The 16,684-nt window shown below is 44.3% G+C and carries 13 protein-coding genes; 7 read left to right on the top strand and 6 right to left on the bottom strand.

Annotation, left to right across the window (positions count from 1 at the left end):
* Nucleotides 1-3: 3 nt before the first annotated feature.
* A complete protein-coding gene (locus HJG39_RS09220) occupies nt 4-1,653 on the bottom strand; it encodes a sensor histidine kinase (protein WP_268408656.1) in 1,650 nt (549 codons plus the stop codon).
* Between the two features lie 409 nt (nt 1,654-2,062).
* Between HJG39_RS09220 and HJG39_RS09215 the strand changes: the two genes are divergently transcribed.
* The 3 genes from HJG39_RS09215 to HJG39_RS09205 all read left to right on the top strand — a co-directional run bounded on the left by HJG39_RS09215 (nt 2,063) and on the right by HJG39_RS09205 (nt 5,804).
* Entirely contained in the window at nt 2,063-2,899 is an 837-nt protein-coding gene (locus HJG39_RS09215) for a pirin family protein (RefSeq protein ID WP_268408654.1), read from the top strand.
* A gap of 390 nt (nt 2,900-3,289) precedes the next feature.
* The gene (locus HJG39_RS09210; RefSeq protein ID WP_268408653.1) at nt 3,290-5,041 is read left to right on the top strand and encodes a sensor domain-containing diguanylate cyclase; all 1,752 of its coding nucleotides are present in this window, start codon (nt 3,290-3,292) and stop codon (nt 5,039-5,041) included.
* Between the two features lie 181 nt (nt 5,042-5,222).
* Nucleotides 5,223-5,804 (top strand): cold shock domain-containing protein, encoded by a 582-nt coding sequence (locus HJG39_RS09205; RefSeq protein ID WP_268408651.1) that lies wholly within the window; start codon nt 5,223-5,225, stop codon nt 5,802-5,804.
* A 2-nt stretch (nt 5,805-5,806) separates the two neighbouring features.
* Here the strand turns inward: HJG39_RS09205 and HJG39_RS09200 are convergent, their stop codons facing one another.
* Nucleotides 5,807-7,144 (bottom strand): DsbA family protein, encoded by a 1,338-nt coding sequence (locus HJG39_RS09200; protein WP_268408649.1) that lies wholly within the window; start codon nt 7,142-7,144, stop codon nt 5,807-5,809.
* A 90-nt stretch (nt 7,145-7,234) separates the two neighbouring features.
* On the opposite strand from HJG39_RS09200, the gene HJG39_RS09195 reads away from it, so the two are divergent.
* The 4 genes from HJG39_RS09195 to HJG39_RS09180 all read left to right on the top strand — a co-directional run bounded on the left by HJG39_RS09195 (nt 7,235) and on the right by HJG39_RS09180 (nt 12,582).
* On the top strand, nt 7,235-7,921 hold the full coding sequence (locus tag HJG39_RS09195) for an alpha/beta fold hydrolase (RefSeq protein ID WP_268408648.1): 687 nt from the start codon (nt 7,235-7,237) through the stop codon (nt 7,919-7,921).
* A 189-nt stretch (nt 7,922-8,110) separates the two neighbouring features.
* Complete coding sequence (locus tag HJG39_RS09190; RefSeq protein WP_268408647.1) at nt 8,111-9,178, top strand: CobW family GTP-binding protein; 1,068 nt, start codon at nt 8,111-8,113, stop codon at nt 9,176-9,178.
* A gap of 130 nt (nt 9,179-9,308) precedes the next feature.
* On the top strand, nt 9,309-10,796 hold the full coding sequence (locus HJG39_RS09185; protein ID WP_268408646.1) for a flavin-containing monooxygenase: 1,488 nt from the start codon (nt 9,309-9,311) through the stop codon (nt 10,794-10,796).
* Nucleotides 10,797-10,821: 25 nt separating this feature from the next.
* A complete protein-coding gene (locus HJG39_RS09180; RefSeq protein WP_268408645.1) occupies nt 10,822-12,582 on the top strand; it encodes an SDR family oxidoreductase in 1,761 nt (586 codons plus the stop codon).
* Here HJG39_RS09180 and HJG39_RS09175 read toward each other — a convergent pair whose 3' ends face one another.
* From HJG39_RS09175 to HJG39_RS09160, 4 genes are read right to left on the bottom strand one after another with little or no spacing between them, the layout of a single operon-like run.
* Nucleotides 12,583-13,290, bottom strand: coding sequence for a histidine phosphatase family protein (locus HJG39_RS09175; protein ID WP_268408644.1), 708 nt, complete (start codon nt 13,288-13,290; stop codon nt 12,583-12,585).
* A gap of 54 nt (nt 13,291-13,344) precedes the next feature.
* Entirely contained in the window at nt 13,345-14,466 is a 1,122-nt protein-coding gene (locus HJG39_RS09170) for a phosphotransferase family protein (protein ID WP_268408643.1), read from the bottom strand.
* A gap of 39 nt (nt 14,467-14,505) precedes the next feature.
* Nucleotides 14,506-15,360 carry an SDR family oxidoreductase gene (locus HJG39_RS09165; protein WP_268408642.1) on the bottom strand — a complete coding sequence of 285 codons (855 nt, stop codon included), beginning with the start codon at nt 15,358-15,360 and terminating at the stop codon, nt 14,506-14,508.
* The gene (locus HJG39_RS09160) at nt 15,357-16,577 is read right to left on the bottom strand and encodes an acyl-CoA dehydrogenase family protein (protein ID WP_268408641.1); all 1,221 of its coding nucleotides are present in this window, start codon (nt 16,575-16,577) and stop codon (nt 15,357-15,359) included. Before HJG39_RS09160 ends, HJG39_RS09165 begins: the two co-directional genes overlap by 4 nt.
* Between the last annotated feature and the right edge of the window lie 107 nt (nt 16,578-16,684).

Here is a 16,684-nt window from a genome sequence, read left to right as displayed (position 1 = left end):
AAGCTATACCCCTTTGAGATTTTTTAATTCAAACTCAATCCATAAGCCCTGATTAATTTTGCTGCCGTAAAATAGGTCACTTTTCAGCTTACTTTTCACTAGGTTATACACAACACTTAATCCTAAACCCACACTCCCCTCTCCACGTTTTGTGGTATAAAACGGCTCAAAAATTTTCTTCAAACACCCTTCATCAACACCCACGCCCTTATCTTCAAATTTCAACCAAACCTTGCCGTCTTCCTTATAACGTCCAATGGTCAGAAAAACGCCGCAGCTCTGTGCGTCGGCTCTATTGCTGTGCATTAAGGTATTCGTAGTAAGATAAGTCAGGACTTGAGATAGCACGCTGGCATAAGTGTAAACATGCAACGACTCATCGACATTCAGATGAAATTTGATTTTCTCACCACCGCACTCGCTCTGATAGAGTTCAATAAATTGACCAGCAAACTCGTTAAGATCGACCTCTTCCACCTCTTTCGCATGATCGGCGTTTATCACATCCACACGTTTAAAAGCAGCCACCAGCTTAGATGCCTTATCCATATTGTTTAGGGCCATTGATACCAAGTCGTGACTCGACTCAACAAAGTCTTCGAATTTGCGGGAATCCAATACGCCGTTAGTGAAGTCCGTATTCACATCATCCAGCAGCGCTTTTAGGTGCGAGATACTGGTAATACCAATGCCAAGCGGGGTGTTTACCTCATGAGAGATTCCTGCAACTAATCCTCCCATCGCATTGATTTTCTCCGCCTCAACTAGCTTTTCTTGAGCAAATTTCAGTTCATAAATCGCGACTTCTCGTTGTTCGTATAAACGCTTCATTCTGAGCAAAATAGCAACGAGAACCAAAATGAATAGGCTAACGACCAAAAAGCCAGCGAGAATTAAATAAAAGGAAGCCGACGTCCTTTCAAACGGATTTTGAATCTCCAACTTCCAGCGATTATTGAAAAAGGTGAGTTCCGCAGAAAAGTCGGCTTGTTGGAGAGAAAAATTAGGTACCGCTGAATATTCTAAAAACTGAGCTTCTCCTTGGAGGCGATATATCGCGAAGCGATGTGTAATTGGATTCTGTAAAACGGAACGTAAAATTGCCCGAATATCCACCACCATTACAATAAATGTGTGAGTACCAGAAATACGTTCAATAACCACTGAATAAAAACCATCTTTGGTATTTAACGGTGTTATTTTTGACGCTATTGCTGAATCTGAATGGAACTTAATATTTGATACATATTGAGAAAAAACAGTTTCAATTCCAGATTCTGATAAAAATGCATAATCGACACTTTTATCGAAATAAACCAATTGAAAGTCACCATCTTCTTGAATATTTTTACTCTCAAAATAGGCGACCGCAGACACATAATCAAATTGATTAAAAATTAGGGAGGTAAAACCACTAAATTCATCTTTTTCAACGTAACTTGAAGATTTAAAAAACTGGGTTAGGGACCGCGTGGTATAAGACATATCGGCTAGCTTTTCATTTAACACTTTGCTAGAAACAGCCGCCGGAGATTCGAACTTAACGGAATACTCTCCCTTCATAAATTCAAGCGCTAACCAATACCCAACGATGGTGGATAATCCAACAAAAAGCAAAGCGACAAACAATAAAAAAAGTTTAGTTAAACTCACTTTACCCACTTTAAACCTCTAGAAAACCACTCTAAATTATCCGATTTCATCATCTGACAATTTAATTAAAACCACGCTTTTGTATTTTAAAAGTATAGCTAAACGATTTTCTTTTGCTGAGCAAAAAATGGAGGTTGAATTAATTAAACGAGAGCTTAAAAAAGCATGCTTAAAATTAAAATAATGCAACAAATTTCAGGAAATAAAACAGCTTAAACTTTAATTAGTTATCGCTTTATTTCATGCCTGCCTTATTTATTACTCTCATTATAATTTCGAGCATTTAATAAAAACGACCGTATCAAAAGTTCGATTTAATAGAATAAAAAAGCCTGTTTTAAGCGATAGTTTCCAACTAAAACGATTGATAAAGTACCCGACGCTAAATTTGTATTTGTAGAGGTTGAAAATGAAAGTGCTTAATATGGTTCGCTCACAGCCAACTCAAGATGGTGCTGGCGTGAAAATAGCGCGTGTAGCAGATTTCTCCGGTCAACACCTTGACCCTTATTTGATGATAGATGAACTTAAATCTGAAAATGCATCGGATTACATGGCTGGCTTTCCTCCTCACCCTCACCGTGGAATTGAAACCTTTACCTACATTATTAAAGGTGGCTTCGAACACCAAGATCAAATGGGAAACAAAAAAGCGATAACCGCAGGCCATGTGCAATGGATGAGTACCGGTTTTGGCGTAGTGCATTCAGAAATGCCTATTGCAGATAAAACAGACGGAATGCATGGTTTTCAAATTTGGCTAAATATGCCGAAAAAAGACAAGCTTCGCCCTGCGCGCTATCAGGATTCGACCGACACTGGCTTGCCTGTGATTGAAAATAGCACAGGTGCCAAACTTAGAGCCCTTGCGGGCCAATGGCATTTTGCTGAAAATCCTCAATTTGGCGCGCTTTCCCCACTTAACGAGCTTACAGCCGGGGGCGCAATTGCAGATGTAACATTAGCAGAAAACAGCAACGCTGAGTTAGATGTCAGTACCCATGAGCAAGCGTTCATTTACGTGCACTCGGGGGAAATCAACGGTATTCAAGCCGGGCATTTAATAGTGTTAGATAGCCAAAGTAAAGTGGAACTCTCCAGCGAAAAAGGTGGCGGTGCTTTGATTTTACTTGGCAATCGTATTGATGAAGAAATTGCGCATATGGGACCTTTTGTTATGAATACCCAAGAAGAGCTTCATCAAGCCGTAAAAGATTATCAAGAAGGTAAATTTGGCGCCATTTAACCCCTAGGCGCTTTGCTTAATTGACGAACCGAGTGTGTCCTAAGGTTAGCGTCACTGCATTCTTAATATTTTCCCGGAGTAGGCAGTGGCGCTAATTTTCATAGAAAAAAACAAATTCAACCTACTGTTATTAATAATAAAATACTAATAAACTCCTATAAAACGCCGTGATTTGTGTATTCCTACACATAACCAATTCGGTAAACAAACAACACCCATCGCCTTTACACTTTTAGCAAAATGCTGTTAAAGTCTCCCAAACAGGTAAATATAATAACCTTCAAGACACATCCATTCGATGCATTACGCTTAAGATGGGTGTTGTAACCAATCGCCGTCCCGAGTGACTTAATCACGGCAGTATTAGTCTTAGCAATAGCAGGGCATTTTATGCAGCACTTATCATTTGAAATACAGGATATCGAGCAACTCTCGCCTTCTATGGCGCAGCAATTAGAATCGCTGGCCTCGATGGAAGGTGAGTTTCTCGTTCAAGTGTTTTCTCATAGCACAGTTCAAAATACCCTATTGCAAATTTCCAATGTGATTCATCAGCATATTCCTAACGCTAACATTATTGGTTGCAGCACGAACGGCGAAATTAGCCGAGGTAAGTTACTTGAAAAGACAACGGTCATTTCCATTTCCCAATTCGAAACCTCTGAGGTTGCTTCACATTTAGTCAGTTTAAACGGCACCGACGAGCTTAAAACAGGTGAAGAATTCGGCGTCTATGTTTCGGAACGTTATCCTCATGCAAAAGGGATGATTATTCTTGCTAATGCCATTGCCGTAGACTGCAACGACTTTATGATTGGCGTACAAAACGGTGCAGGGAATATTCCCATTTTTGGAGGTGGTGCTGGCGATTATTTCGCAAAAGAATATACGCTCGTCTTTAACAATACTGAGTTTTCCTCTTCGGGCGTGGCAATCGCCATCCTCTCTGGCGATGACCTAGAAATTGCTGTTCATAGTTTGCAGGGGTGGATCCCTTTTGGTCCTAGAATGGAAGTGACAAAAGCCGATGATAACGTGATCTATGAAATTGATCACAAGCCCGCAAAACAGCTATATCAGCATTATATTGGCAAAATTGAAGATGAAATATTCACCGATATTCTTAGCTTCCCGCTGATGATAGAACGCGGCGATAAAAGTTTTGCACGTGCGCCCGTTTACTCGGAAGCAGAAGATAGCCTTGCCTTTTTAGCTGACGTTGAACAAGGCGATTTAGTGCGTTTCGGTTATGGTGATATTAATGTCATCTTTGATGAAGTGAACCAATCGGTTGAACAGCTCTCCAACTTTTCTCCTGATGGTCTTTATCTGTTCTCTTGTGGTTGTCGCCGCATCTATTTAGGTGAGGATATTGGCACGGAACTACAACCATTTGAAGCGCTTGCGCCTACAGCGGGCTTTTTCACCTACGGCGAGTACGCTAACTTGTCTAGTGAAACCAATGTACTTAATACCGCCTTTGTAGTGGTTGCCATCAAAGAAACACTGCTAGATAAAGAATCTCGATATGAAAAAGCTGAAAAAGCGGTGAAATCAGAGCATGGCTCTAAAGCTATGACGCGCTTGATGCACTTCATTTCACAAGTGACTTATGAATTGGAAGAGGCCAATGCCAAACTAAAAGACATTGCCAAGCTCGACGGTTTAACAGGCATTATGAATCGAGGCGCGTTCGAGGAATACTTTGAGCTAGAAATGCGCCGCTGCAAAGAGCGTGAATGCGACATGGCTGTGGTATTAATGGACATCGACCACTTCAAACAGGTCAACGATAATTTTGGTCATATTATTGGCGATAATATGCTTAAAAAGATCGCTCATATTATTAATCACCGTATTCGCTGCAATGATATTTTTGCGCGCTACGGTGGAGAAGAGTTTGTTTTGGTATTACCGGAAACCAGCTTAACCGAGGCTCTGGATATTACAGAACATCTTCGTAAAGCTGTAGAGTTACGCAGTGGCGAACGCTCAAGCAAACACGTACCAAATATAACGGCCTCATTTGGTATATCCATTGCTAGTCACAATCAATATATTGGTCAAAATGTGATTAAGACAGCGGATGAAGCCTTATATGCAGCTAAACACGCTGGTCGCAATCGCGTTGAATGGCGTTAAAAATCTCATTCCGGGCACTTTTTATTCCAACGAGATCCATTGTATTCTCTTTTGCAATTAAATTTTCATTTCCTTTCATTCAAGGCTAGAATCCTCATTAATTAGGTTATAAAAAAGACCTTAAAATAGTAAATATTAGGTCTTTTCTGATTAAGTGAAAGTAAAGGGCAGGACGAGCTGAATGAAAGGCAAAATTGTGCGTTGGGAAGACAACCGAGGATTTGGTTTTATCAAAAGCGCGGAACACGAAAAAGAAGTGTTCATCCATATATCCAAGTTTAAAAGGGGGGATCGACGCCCCAAAGTAGGCGATGTGGTTGAGTTCGATTTAGATATTTCAACCCCGAAACCAACGGCTGTGCGCGCCGCCTTAATTGGTGTTCACAGCAAAACTTCAGGGTTCGGTCCCAGTCCCCTTATTACTTTCGGAACCGTGTTGTTACCCCTGTTAATCTGGGTTTATATGGAGCTTATCTCCCCGATTATTCAGCCAACCCAAGCCCCGCAAGAAAGCGAAGACTACTTATCTGTGAATAGCGGTGTAAACAACCAACCTCGCCCATCGCTTGCTCCCCAATTTTCAAATCAAGACGCTTCATCTTACAGGGCGCAGCAAAACAGCCAATTTCGCTGTGAAGGCAAACAATATTGCAGCGATATGAATTCCTGCGAGGAAGCCCTGTTTTATTTGAATCATTGTCCCAATGTTAAAATTGATGGCGACAATGACGGCAAGCCCTGTGAGCGAAGGCTTTGTAATTAATATCAGCGCGGTGTAGAAGTGTTTTTTTGAATATGATGCTCCAAAATACCGAGTCGGTCTTGTCCCCAGAGTATTAACTCGCCATAGCGAAAGCTGGGGACGCCCCAACACCCGATTTGCATCATTTCATTGAGATTATCTTCCACTTCTGCTTTCCAATGTGTTCCGTTAATGTGTGCTTGAGCAGCGCTCCACGACAACCCGCATCGAGATAAGATTCGCTGCATCCCCTTATCAGTTTCAGCCCTTATTCCCTCGCTATTTACGGCTTTGGCAAAGCTAAGAAGAAAAGGCAGTAATTTATCTTCCGCTCTTGCGTAATTTAACAAGGCGTAGCATCGCTCTACGGCGGGACCCAAAGGATCGCCAATGAATCCATAAGGAATACCAAATTTGTCCGCTTCGCGTTTTGCATCGTGGAAGATATACATTTTCTTATTTTGCGGTACATGCATTCCCCGCATCATCATGGGCAATACAGGCTTCACTTCTAAAGGCAATTGATAATGCTCAGCAAGCGCTACCGCTCTTAATAAACCAAGGTAAGAATACGGGCTACGTGCCGACCAATAGATCGTCAACGGTAGCCTATTGTGACTGGCCTGTTTTTCATTCGAAGGCGCTGGTGTTTGGCAGAAATCTCGATAAGTTAAATTGAATCGTACTTTGTCTTGGGGAAACTGGGTTAAACCTGCGTCAATCAAACGCTGCTCCAAATGATCGAGGCGATCTATTCCCCAATACCACTCGCCTTCAAAATACATCATGGCCCCGAAATAATGCCCTTTGCGCTTTAACAACTGTTCGTTGCTATGCCGTTTTTCCGATAAATCAGCAAAGGAGACGCTTGGCAAATCTGACAATGTCTGTTTCAACCACACCTCGCAAAATACCCGTTTCGCCACGTTTAAATAGGTATCCGACGCTTCTGCTTGCAACAAACGAGCGCTAGCTTGTTCAAGCAAATCACGAGAAAAAGATAGCGTTGATGGCGCTTGTGTCATGCTCAACCACTCGAAGGGATAATCAAGCTCATACAAACGAGCAAGGTGTGACGCATCTTTTAATGCGTATTCGCGCCACATGTCCAACGCGGGATACATATCCTGCTGAACTTCCAATAACGTGTGAAAACGCGCCTCAATCGCAAAGCGATGCAAAAAGGCAGGCAGCACTTGTACCAAAAGAAAGCTGTAGGGATCATCAATACGTAAGAAGATATCTAGGGTTGGCGGTTTACGCGATACCACTCGTTTGAACTTTTGGACCTGATATTTGAACTGCTTCACCTTGTTGCTGGATATTGCTTTAGCAACATAAGGCATGAGAATGCTACCCATAAACCTTTCCCGTTAATGCTGACTGAGTGATTGTATTCACGACCAAGAGTACCTAGTCTTAACACCAAATAAAATCCTTACAACATTGAAATGAAAAAACTTCACTTATTACCTGGCACGTTATGTACACCATTGCTGTGGCAACAGGCTCGACCTTTGTTGCAAGATGCGTATCAGCTTATTGACCTCAGTATTCCTAACCACCTTAATTTCTCACAGATTGCACAACAGCTCCTTGAGCAACATCCAAACCAAATGCTGAACTTAGTTGGCTTCTCGCTTGGGGCGTATATTGCCGCCGATTTTGCGATTCGGTATCCACATGCCGTTGCAAGCCTAACCTTAGTGTCAAACAGCCCGACTCAACTCCCAGAAGCAGAGGTATCGCAACGTTGTTCTGCTATGAAGCTGATTGAACAACATGGCTACAAAGGCACACCACGGAACCGTTTGGCTGGGTTATTAGCGCCAGAAAATCAGACCGAGCGTTTCTTCGATATTCTGCAAAAGATGGACGCTGATTCTGGAGAAGAAACCTTGCTAAGCCAGTATCGCCACACTACCGAGCGAGAAGATTTATCTTCTGGATTGCACGCCCTAACGTGTCCTGTACAGTTGTATTATGCTGAAAACGATCCGCTTATCGATACCCAATGGATGCAGCGCTTACAACAACGGGCCCCTACTATACGGTTCGTTAAAGCCGCTAGCAGTGGGCACATGTTGCCACTTGAGCAGCCTCAGCAATTTGCACAAGTGATTAAGTCATTTGTTTAATCCAACGCAGGTTGAAGCTATGGTCAAATGCTATCGGCGTATCTCGCCTTGTTGATTGCAGACGATGAATCACTTAGTGCAGGAGCTCTGCTCGTTCTCGCAAATTGTTATAATATAACAATAGCATTATTATGATGGATGGTACTTAAGCCACATCGCCTATTATCAAATTGGAGCCAGACATTAATCATGAAACAAAGTCAGACCACCTCGCCCATCAACTCAATTAAAACCAACATGATTACTGGCTTCTTAGGCGTAGGAAAAACCACCGCTATTCAACATTTGCTGCAACACAAACCAACTAATGAACGTTGGGCGATTTTGGTCAATGAATTTGGAGAGGTTGGCATTGACGGGGCTATTCATAAAGGCTCAACAGGCCGCGACAATGCGTCCGAGGCCCAAATATTTGTGAAGGAAGTTCCCGGTGGTTGCATGTGCTGTACCTCGGGTTTACCCATGCAAATAGCGCTTAACCAGCTTATTGCCAAAGCCAAACCAGATAGACTCATTATTGAACCCACCGGCATTGGGCATCCGAAGGAAATGCTTAAATCGTTGAATGAGCCGCACTATCACGACCTCATCGATTTACGTGCCACACTCACTTTGGTCGATGCCAGAAAAGTCAGTATCGAACGCTATGCCACTCACCCCACTTTTCAAGATCAATTGAGCGCAGCGGACCATATTATTGCAGCCAAAGCCGACCAATATCAGGCCCACCATTTACCCGAATTACACGCCTATTTGCGTTCTCTGAACCTTGCTGACACCCCAGTTTCTGTAGTTGAACACGGTCAATTGCAAGCGGATTGGCTTGAGCCTAAACATCAAAAGACATCCTCTTCAATTTCGCCACAAGCCACCAATAAGACCTTAAACCTACGCGCGCTTTCCAAACAGTCACCCAGCCCGTTTAAAGTAGGCTCCCTGTTTACCGCTTCAGACTTTACCAACAATGCTGAACAAACCTTCTATTCCAATGGATGGACTTTCCCGCCAAACAATGTATTTAACTTTTACAAGATAATGGACATCCTGAATCATGTAGACGCCGAGCGCATTAAAGCGGTATTTATTACGGAAAGAGGCATTTTTGGCTTTAACAAGGCGGATGCGGTGCTTTCCTGCATGGAGCTAGATGAAAGTGACGACTCGCGTATTGAATACATCACTCAAAGCAAAGCCGAAGCAAAGCAACTCAGCGACATTTTAACCCCTGCCCTCGCACAAGCTCAAATTGCAGAGTGAGTGAATTCGAACGGCAATATCTTCTATCAACACAAGCCAAAACATTTACAAATCATTAACAAGCACTGGCAGTTGAATAGATAAAAGATTAACCTGATGCCTTCGATGAATGAAGTGGGAAAAGGAATCGATGTCAACAAAATCGATTGAGCGCCAACCCAAAGTCGTTATTGCTGGCGCAGGTATGACGGGTATTCTAATGGCGATTCGTTTGCTTAAGGCTGGCATAAAAGACATTGTCATTTTGGAAAAACGAGACAAATTAGGCGGCACTTGGCGAGAAAATACCTACCCCGGCGTTGCCTGTGATGTGCCTGCACATTTTTACACCTATTCCTTTGAATTAAATCCAAATTGGAGCCACTTTTTCGCCGAAGGTGCGGAAATTCAGAGTTACTTCGAGCATGTTGCTGAAAAATACCAGATTACGCCACTGATCCATTTCAATGAAGCTGTTACCGATGCCCACTTCAATAATCATCAATGGCACATACAAAGTGCGAAAAACCAGCATTATGTGGCCGACTTTTTCATTTGTGCCACCGGCATTTTGCATCATCCCGCATTTCCCCAAATTAAGGGTTTGGAGCGCTTTCAAGGTAAACAATTCCATACCGCGCAATGGGACCATTCAGTTAACATTGATGCCAACACCAAGGTAGGCATTATTGGCACGGGTTCCACTGCGGCTCAGTGCATTCCTAAATTGGTCGAAACTGGCGCGGATGTGAACGTCTTTCAGCGCACGCCGCAATGGATTATTCCCCTCCCCGACAGGCACATTTCCGATAGGGAAAAGCGCTTGCTGAAACGTCATCGCTGGTTGTTGCGCCTTAATCGTTGGTATGGACGCATGACCATGACTCACTTTTTCAACAAAGCCATTGCAGGGCACAAAGTGCAACAGACCTTACTCAATTTAGGCTGCAAACTTAACCTGAAACTCAATGTTAAAAACAAAGCGCTACGCAAAAAGCTGACACCCGATTACCAAATAGGCTGCAAGCGCGTTATCGTGAACAGCACCTTTTATCCTGCGATTCAGAAGCCTAACGCGCACCTCATCACCGAAGGCATTGAAGAAATTACCGAAACTGGCATTCGCACCAAAGATGGGAAACATCACGATTTAGACGTACTGGTGCTTTCTACCGGTTTTCAGCCATTTAATTTTATGCGACCGATGAATCTCACCGGGAAAAATGGCTTACACATTGATACCGCATGGAAAGATAAAATCGACGCCTATCGTTCTATCTTACTCCCTGATTTTCCGAACTTTTTCCTCATGCTCGGCCCCTTTACTCCCATTAGTAACTTCTCGGTAATTGCCATGAGCGAAGTACAGGCAGATTACGTCATGAAGCTAATTGAAAAATGGCGTCGTCGCGAGTTTGAAAGTATTGAACCCAAGCCGCAAGCGGTGAAAGCATTCATCGATTATATTCAAGTAGGTATGAAAGACAGTACTTGGACCAGCGGCTGCAATAGCTGGTATCTAGACCAATCAGGTCGCCCGATTTTATGGCCCTATACTTGGGGACACTACGAACAATATATGTCAAACCTGAAAATGGATGACTTGCTCATCAACACCAGTAGCACACGTTCAAATTAGGTTTTCACGCTAAGGAAAAACCCTTATGGAGCTCAAAAATATATTTATTACTGGCGCAGCTACCGGTATTGGTAAAGCAACTGCAAACGCATTTTATCAACAAGGCTGGAGCGTAGGTTTAGTCGACATTGACATTGACAGCCTAAAAAGCAATACCGAAGGCTGGGATAAAAAACGCGTATTTTGCGCCCAAGTCGATGTCACCGATTACCAACAAGTGCAAGCGGCCTTGAGTGATTTTTGCCAACGTACATCGGGACGACTTCGCGCACTGCACAACAACGCCGGCATTATGCACCTCGGGAATTTTGAAGCACTTTCGATTGAACAGCATCACGCAACCATTAACGTGAATGTGAACGGCACCATCAACCTCTTAATGGCGGCTTTTCCCTATTTGCGCGCAGCCGAAGACGCTACCGTAATCAACATGGCTTCCGCCAGCACCTTGTATGGAATTCCCCAATTTTCCAGTTATGCAGCGTCAAAATCCGCAGTGCAATCACTCACCGAGTCCTTACAAATTGAATGGGAGAACTACGGCATTCGAATATTAGATATGATGCCTCCATTCGTTGACACCGCATTAGTGAGTCAGCAAAGCACCAAACCGGCGATTATTGATCGCATGGGTGTCGACTTAGGCCCAGAAGAGGTAGCTCAAGCAGTATTCAATAGCATTCAGTCAAAGCGTACTCATGTGCCTGTGAGCAAACGCTTTTCCGCCTTGTACTACGCCTGTCATGCGCTTCCCTCGTTTATTCGTAAGCCAGCGATTCGATTTCTAAGCCGTGCCGATAGAAGTGAGCTCGATCCTGTTCAGCGAGGTATTTGTAAACTCATCTCGCTAGGCCCAGCCATGCATACGTTTTCTATGCCTGTCATGCGCAAAAACTATCTGCTTTTGGAAAAACTCTTTGGCTTGCCTAAAGATGAAAGCATCAACACCCGCGACTTCCACATTCCAATACCGAGCACAGATAAGAAAACGGGAAGCGCAACAAACATTCCTGCTCGCATCTATAAACCCTCATCTTCAGGCGATACGCCAAAAGCAACTTTGGTATTTTTCCATGGTGGCGGCTGCATCATTGGTGACATAGATACGCACGATGCACTTTGCCGACAAATTGCTAAAAACAGCAATATTAATGTCATTTCTGTGGCTTACCGACTTGCCCCCGAAGTGACTTTTCCAACGCCAATTTGTGACGCCATCGACGCTGTGAACTGGATTACCAGCAACCAGCAAGAACTGGCTCTCGGAGCAGGCTCAGAACCGCATAAAATTGGCGTCAGTGGCGATAGCTTCGGTGGTTACTTGGCAGCGATGTGCAGCACACCTGGACTTCAACACGATTTGCCTACAAGCATCACTACACAACCTGATTTTCAGGTATTGCTTTATCCTATTTTTGATTTTCGTGCCATCAGTGCTTCAGTAAAAGAACATGGTACCGGGCTCATCTTTAGCACCCACATGCTTCATAGATTTCGTGCAGCGTTATTCAACTCGGCAAGCGAAATCAGCCGCACCGACGTCAGTATTTTACTAAACGATGAAATGGCTAACACCGTTCCTACCGTGCTCTATTCTTGTGAGTTTGATATTTTACGAGATGACAGCTTTGCCTACGCCAAAAAGCTGCAAGAAAACGGTATTACACTGCAACATCAACACTTAACTGATTGTTCCCACGCCTTTATTCATGCAGGGCGGTTTAGCAAACGCGTGAAGGCGCATCTAAATCAGCTTTATGCAGATATTAACGCCATAATTGAATGATTATTTGTAGGAAATACAGTGCTGATTTTCAGGTTTTTCAAAAATGCTGTGCTCATTGAGTGATGCCACAAATACACCTTGGCGGCTTCGAATCAACTTGGTGATGCCAGTGTTAACCAAGGTCCAATTCATTTGCATTAGGTTTTCTTTAGGCACGCCTAAATAAGACTGCGCCAAATAAGAAATAGGACCACCGGAGGTAAAAATAAGCACGTTTTCTTTGGCCTGCAAATCGGCAATAACGCTCTGTATCCCAGACTGTAATCGAGCGGTAAATTGTAACCATGTTTCGCTATAGTCAGTATCATGCTCGCCGCTCATCCAGCGAGCCACTGCGGCATTAAATAAGTTTAAGAAGGTTTTTTCTGGGTGAGAGCTGTGCTGCAAATGCGCTTTTATACCTGCTGCCGTGGCAAAACGCGTATCATATGCACCCAGAATTTCTTGGTGTGCGTATTCGTTCCAGCATGCTTGAGAAACTGGTTCAGGCAAATCCACGTCATCTTGAGCAAACGCTGCTAACGCCTGTTGTGCCGTTTGTTGATGACGCAACATGGTGCCAGTCAAAATACGTGAAGGCCGCGCCATTTTTGCGCGCAAGCTTTCACCCACCAAACGCGCTTGCACTTCCCCCAAACTTGAGAGCTTGTCATAGTCATCATCACCAAAACTTGCCTGCCCGTGACGGATCAAATACACGCTTGCCATTAATTTCCTCGCTTAATTAGCACTTCTTTTTAATTATCAGTCACCTACGGAGATTTAGCTCTTGTTTTTAATGACGCGTTTTGCTCGCCACAACAAGTAATGAACAAACACCCAAAAGTGCTTATATGCCGGGTTTCGGGTTTGTTTATGGTGATAACGATAGTAAATCTGCTGCACAATCACCGCTAAACGAAACAAGCCGTAGACTTCATAAAAGGTGAAGTCGCCTTTAGGCACATTCATTTTGTCGCAGTAATATGTCACCACCTCGTCGCGCGTCATCATACCTTTTAAGTGCGTAGGCTGTCGGCGTACCATTTGCGACATAACGTCATCGTCAGCTTGCACCCAATACGCGAGGGTGTTACCTAAATCCATAAGAGGATCACCAAGGGTTGCCATTTCCCAATCTAAAATGCCGCGAACTTCGCTTAAATCGTCTGGGTTTAACACTGCGTTATCGAAGCGAAAATCGTTGTGGATCAAGCAAATACGCTCTTTTTGTGGCATGTTATTTTGTAGCCATTGAATCACGTAGCGCCCTGACGGTACATTCCATGTTTTCGCTTTTTGATAGCGTCCTACCCAGCCGTCAATTTGACGCTGCGCATAGCCGCTACCTTTGCCCAAATGCCCGAGGCCGGCGGCTTCGTAATCCACGCTATGTAATTCAATTAAACAATCTAAAACCGCGCGACACATCGCTCGAATGCTAGCTTCATCGGTTTTTAAATCGCGTGGCAAATTCTTACGTGGGATCACTCCGCTAAGTTTTTCCATCACGTAAAATTCAGTACCAATAACAGAGGCATCATCGCAGCAAGCCAGCATGGTTGGTACGTAATGATAATGCGGCTTTAACGACTTTTGAATACGGTATTCACGCCCCATATTGTGCGCGCCTTCGGCTTTGGTGCCAGTGGGCGCACGACGTAAAATCAGCTCGAATTTGGGATAAGCCAAGCAGTAAGTCCAGTTCGACGCACCACCAGAATACTGGGTGACGTTAGGCAACTCGCTAAAGTCGTAATCGCTGCCTTGCATCGTTTGTTTCAGCCAATAGTTGACGGCGTCAATATCTAACTCTTCACCTACGCGAACTTGGCCGGCTTTATCCAATACGCCTTTTCCTGTGTTGTTTTGCTTGGTATCCGCTGTTGGCGCTGCGCTACTCATGCTTTATCTACTCGCTATATTTATCGTGTTTGAATATGTTTATTTAACAGCCTTTTTAACGGACTTAGTGCGGCCACCTTTTTCTCTGAACTTCGATGTTTGTTTTTCCATCATGCGTAAATACCATGATTGCGGCAACCAACGGCGCAACCGTGTTGCACGCCGACCTTCTTTGTGAGTTTGTATCATAAACTCACCCTTCTGTACGCCCTGAAACGCCATTTCTGCGACTTGTTCGGCTGTTAACGTACCACGCTCCAAAAGCTTGTTAACCACGCCATGCATCACAGGGTTGTCGCTACGCATGGATTCATGCAAATTGGTTCGGAAAAACGCCGGACACAGTACACTCACACCGATATTGTCATCGACCAACTCTAAACGCATCGATTCGGAAAAGCTGACCACCGCCGATTTCACCGCGCAATAGCTGCCCATTAATGGCATGGGCGTTAACCCCGCTTGCGAAGCCACATTGAGAAAATAGCCACGGCCTTGCTGCTGAAAAATTGGCGCAAACACTTGGGTCATGCGAACCATGCCAAATAGATTAATTTCAAACACCCATTGCCACTGCGGCATGGGCTCGTCGGCAATCGAACCGCCGGTAGCAACACCCGCATTGTTGACAACTACATCAACGCCTCCCCACTCCTGCATCAGAGTGTCACGCAGGGCTTCTACGTGAGATTGCTGAGTAATATCGCACTGACAAAACAGCACATCCGCAGCGCTATTTTTCAGTTCGGTCATGGTGGCTTCGCCACGCTCGGTGTTGATGTCGGCAATACACACTTTTGCGCCAGCATCGGCCCATCGATAAGCCAGAGCCTTGCCTAAACCTGAGCCGCCGCCCGTAATTAATACACGTGTTGGTGAGGATGTTTGCTTCATTGGTATTTTTTCAACTCCAGTCTGGAAACCATGCCCATATGAACTTCATCAGGTCCATCGGCTAATCGTAATGTGCGCGCCATGGTGGCAAAGAAACTCAGTGGCAAATCGCCTCCCACACCTGCGCCACCATGCATTTGAATTGACATATCAACCACGCTTTGCAGCATATTTGGAACAACCACTTTAATGGCAGAGATTTCTGTCATAGCGTGTTTTACCCCAAGATTGTCTATTTTCCACGCCGCATTGAGCGTTAATAAACGCGCTTGGTCAATGGCCATTCTAGCTTGTGCAATGCGCTCCTGATTACCGCCTAATTTAATGATGGGTTTTCCAAAAGCGATACGTGACAAACCACGCTTTATCGCCAACTCCAAGGCGCGCTCGGCTGCACCAACGGCTCGCATACAGTGATGAATTCGACCCGGGCCTAAACGCCCTTGAGCAATCGCGAAACCTTTGCCCATGCCCATAATGAGGTTGGATTTTGGCACGCGTACGTTATCCAAAAGCATTTCACCGTGACCTAAATGCGCGTCGTAATCGCCACACGCAGTCAGCATACGCTCAACGGTTAACCCCGGTGTATCGAGTGGCACAAGCACCATCGCATGACGACTGTGTTTTTCCGCATCTGGATTGGATAACCCCATAACGATGGCGATTTTGGCGTTCGGATGCCCCAAGCCTGTGGTCCACCACTTGCGGCCATTAATCACTAATTCATCGCCATCTTCTTCGATTCGACACGCCATATTCGTTGCATCCGATGACGCCACTTCCGGCTCAGTCATGCCAAATACTGAACGTATTTCACCCGTTAACAGTGGCATTAGCCATTGTTGCTTTTGCGCATCATTGCCAAAGTGATACAAGACTTCCATATTACCGGTGTCGGGCGCATTACAGTTGAACACTTCGGACGCAAACGACACCTTGCCCATTTCTTCGGCCAATGGCGCATAATCCACGCAAGATAAGCCTTTCGCCAAATCGGCATCAGGCAGAAATAAGTTCCATAACCCCGCTGCTTTTGCTTTTTCTTTTAGGGCTTCGATTTGCGGATGGATCACCCATTTACGCCAGTCGCCATGCCCATTCATTTCGTGGTTTTCGCGGGTGATTTGCGCTTCCACCGGAAAGATGTGCTCTTGCATAAAGGCTTTTACTTGGGAGAGATAATCTAAACAACGTTCGCTGTGCTCAAAGTTCATGACAAACTCGTTAGTAATTTTATTCGCGTATTGTCATATTACTGCGTTTATATCATGAATGAAGTGAAATATACTCTCACCCAATAATGAATTATATTCACAAAGAG

The organism is Alteromonas sp. a30 (assembly GCF_026788005.1).
Classification (GTDB): domain Bacteria; phylum Pseudomonadota; class Gammaproteobacteria; order Enterobacterales; family Alteromonadaceae; genus Paraneptunicella.
The sequence above is the reverse complement of the archived record's forward strand: the minus strand, read 5'-3'. Positions and strand labels throughout refer to the sequence as shown.

Bases quoted from the DNA above. Each gene is read 5' to 3' on its own strand.
- HJG39_RS09185 (WP_268408646.1), top strand. From the start codon at position 9,309: ATGTCAACAAAATCGATTGAGCGCCAACCCAAAGTCGTTATTGCTGGC.
- HJG39_RS09205 (WP_268408651.1), top strand. From the start codon at position 5,223: ATGAAAGGCAAAATTGTGCGTTGGGAAGACAACCGAGGATTTGGTTTT.
- HJG39_RS09170 (WP_268408643.1), bottom strand. From the start codon at position 14,466: ATGAGTAGCGCAGCGCCAACAGCGGATACCAAGCAAAACAACACAGGA.
- HJG39_RS09210 (WP_268408653.1), top strand. From the start codon at position 3,290: ATGCAGCACTTATCATTTGAAATACAGGATATCGAGCAACTCTCGCCT.
- HJG39_RS09175 (WP_268408644.1), bottom strand. From the start codon at position 13,290: ATGGCAAGCGTGTATTTGATCCGTCACGGGCAGGCAAGTTTTGGTGAT.
- HJG39_RS09215 (WP_268408654.1), top strand. From the start codon at position 2,063: ATGAAAGTGCTTAATATGGTTCGCTCACAGCCAACTCAAGATGGTGCT.
- HJG39_RS09180 (WP_268408645.1), top strand. From the start codon at position 10,822: ATGGAGCTCAAAAATATATTTATTACTGGCGCAGCTACCGGTATTGGT.
- HJG39_RS09190 (WP_268408647.1), top strand. From the start codon at position 8,111: ATGAAACAAAGTCAGACCACCTCGCCCATCAACTCAATTAAAACCAAC.
- HJG39_RS09195 (WP_268408648.1), top strand. From the start codon at position 7,235: ATGAAAAAACTTCACTTATTACCTGGCACGTTATGTACACCATTGCTG.
- HJG39_RS09200 (WP_268408649.1), bottom strand. From the start codon at position 7,144: ATGGGTAGCATTCTCATGCCTTATGTTGCTAAAGCAATATCCAGCAAC.
- HJG39_RS09165 (WP_268408642.1), bottom strand. From the start codon at position 15,360: ATGAAGCAAACATCCTCACCAACACGTGTATTAATTACGGGCGGCGGC.
- HJG39_RS09160 (WP_268408641.1), bottom strand. From the start codon at position 16,577: ATGAACTTTGAGCACAGCGAACGTTGTTTAGATTATCTCTCCCAAGTA.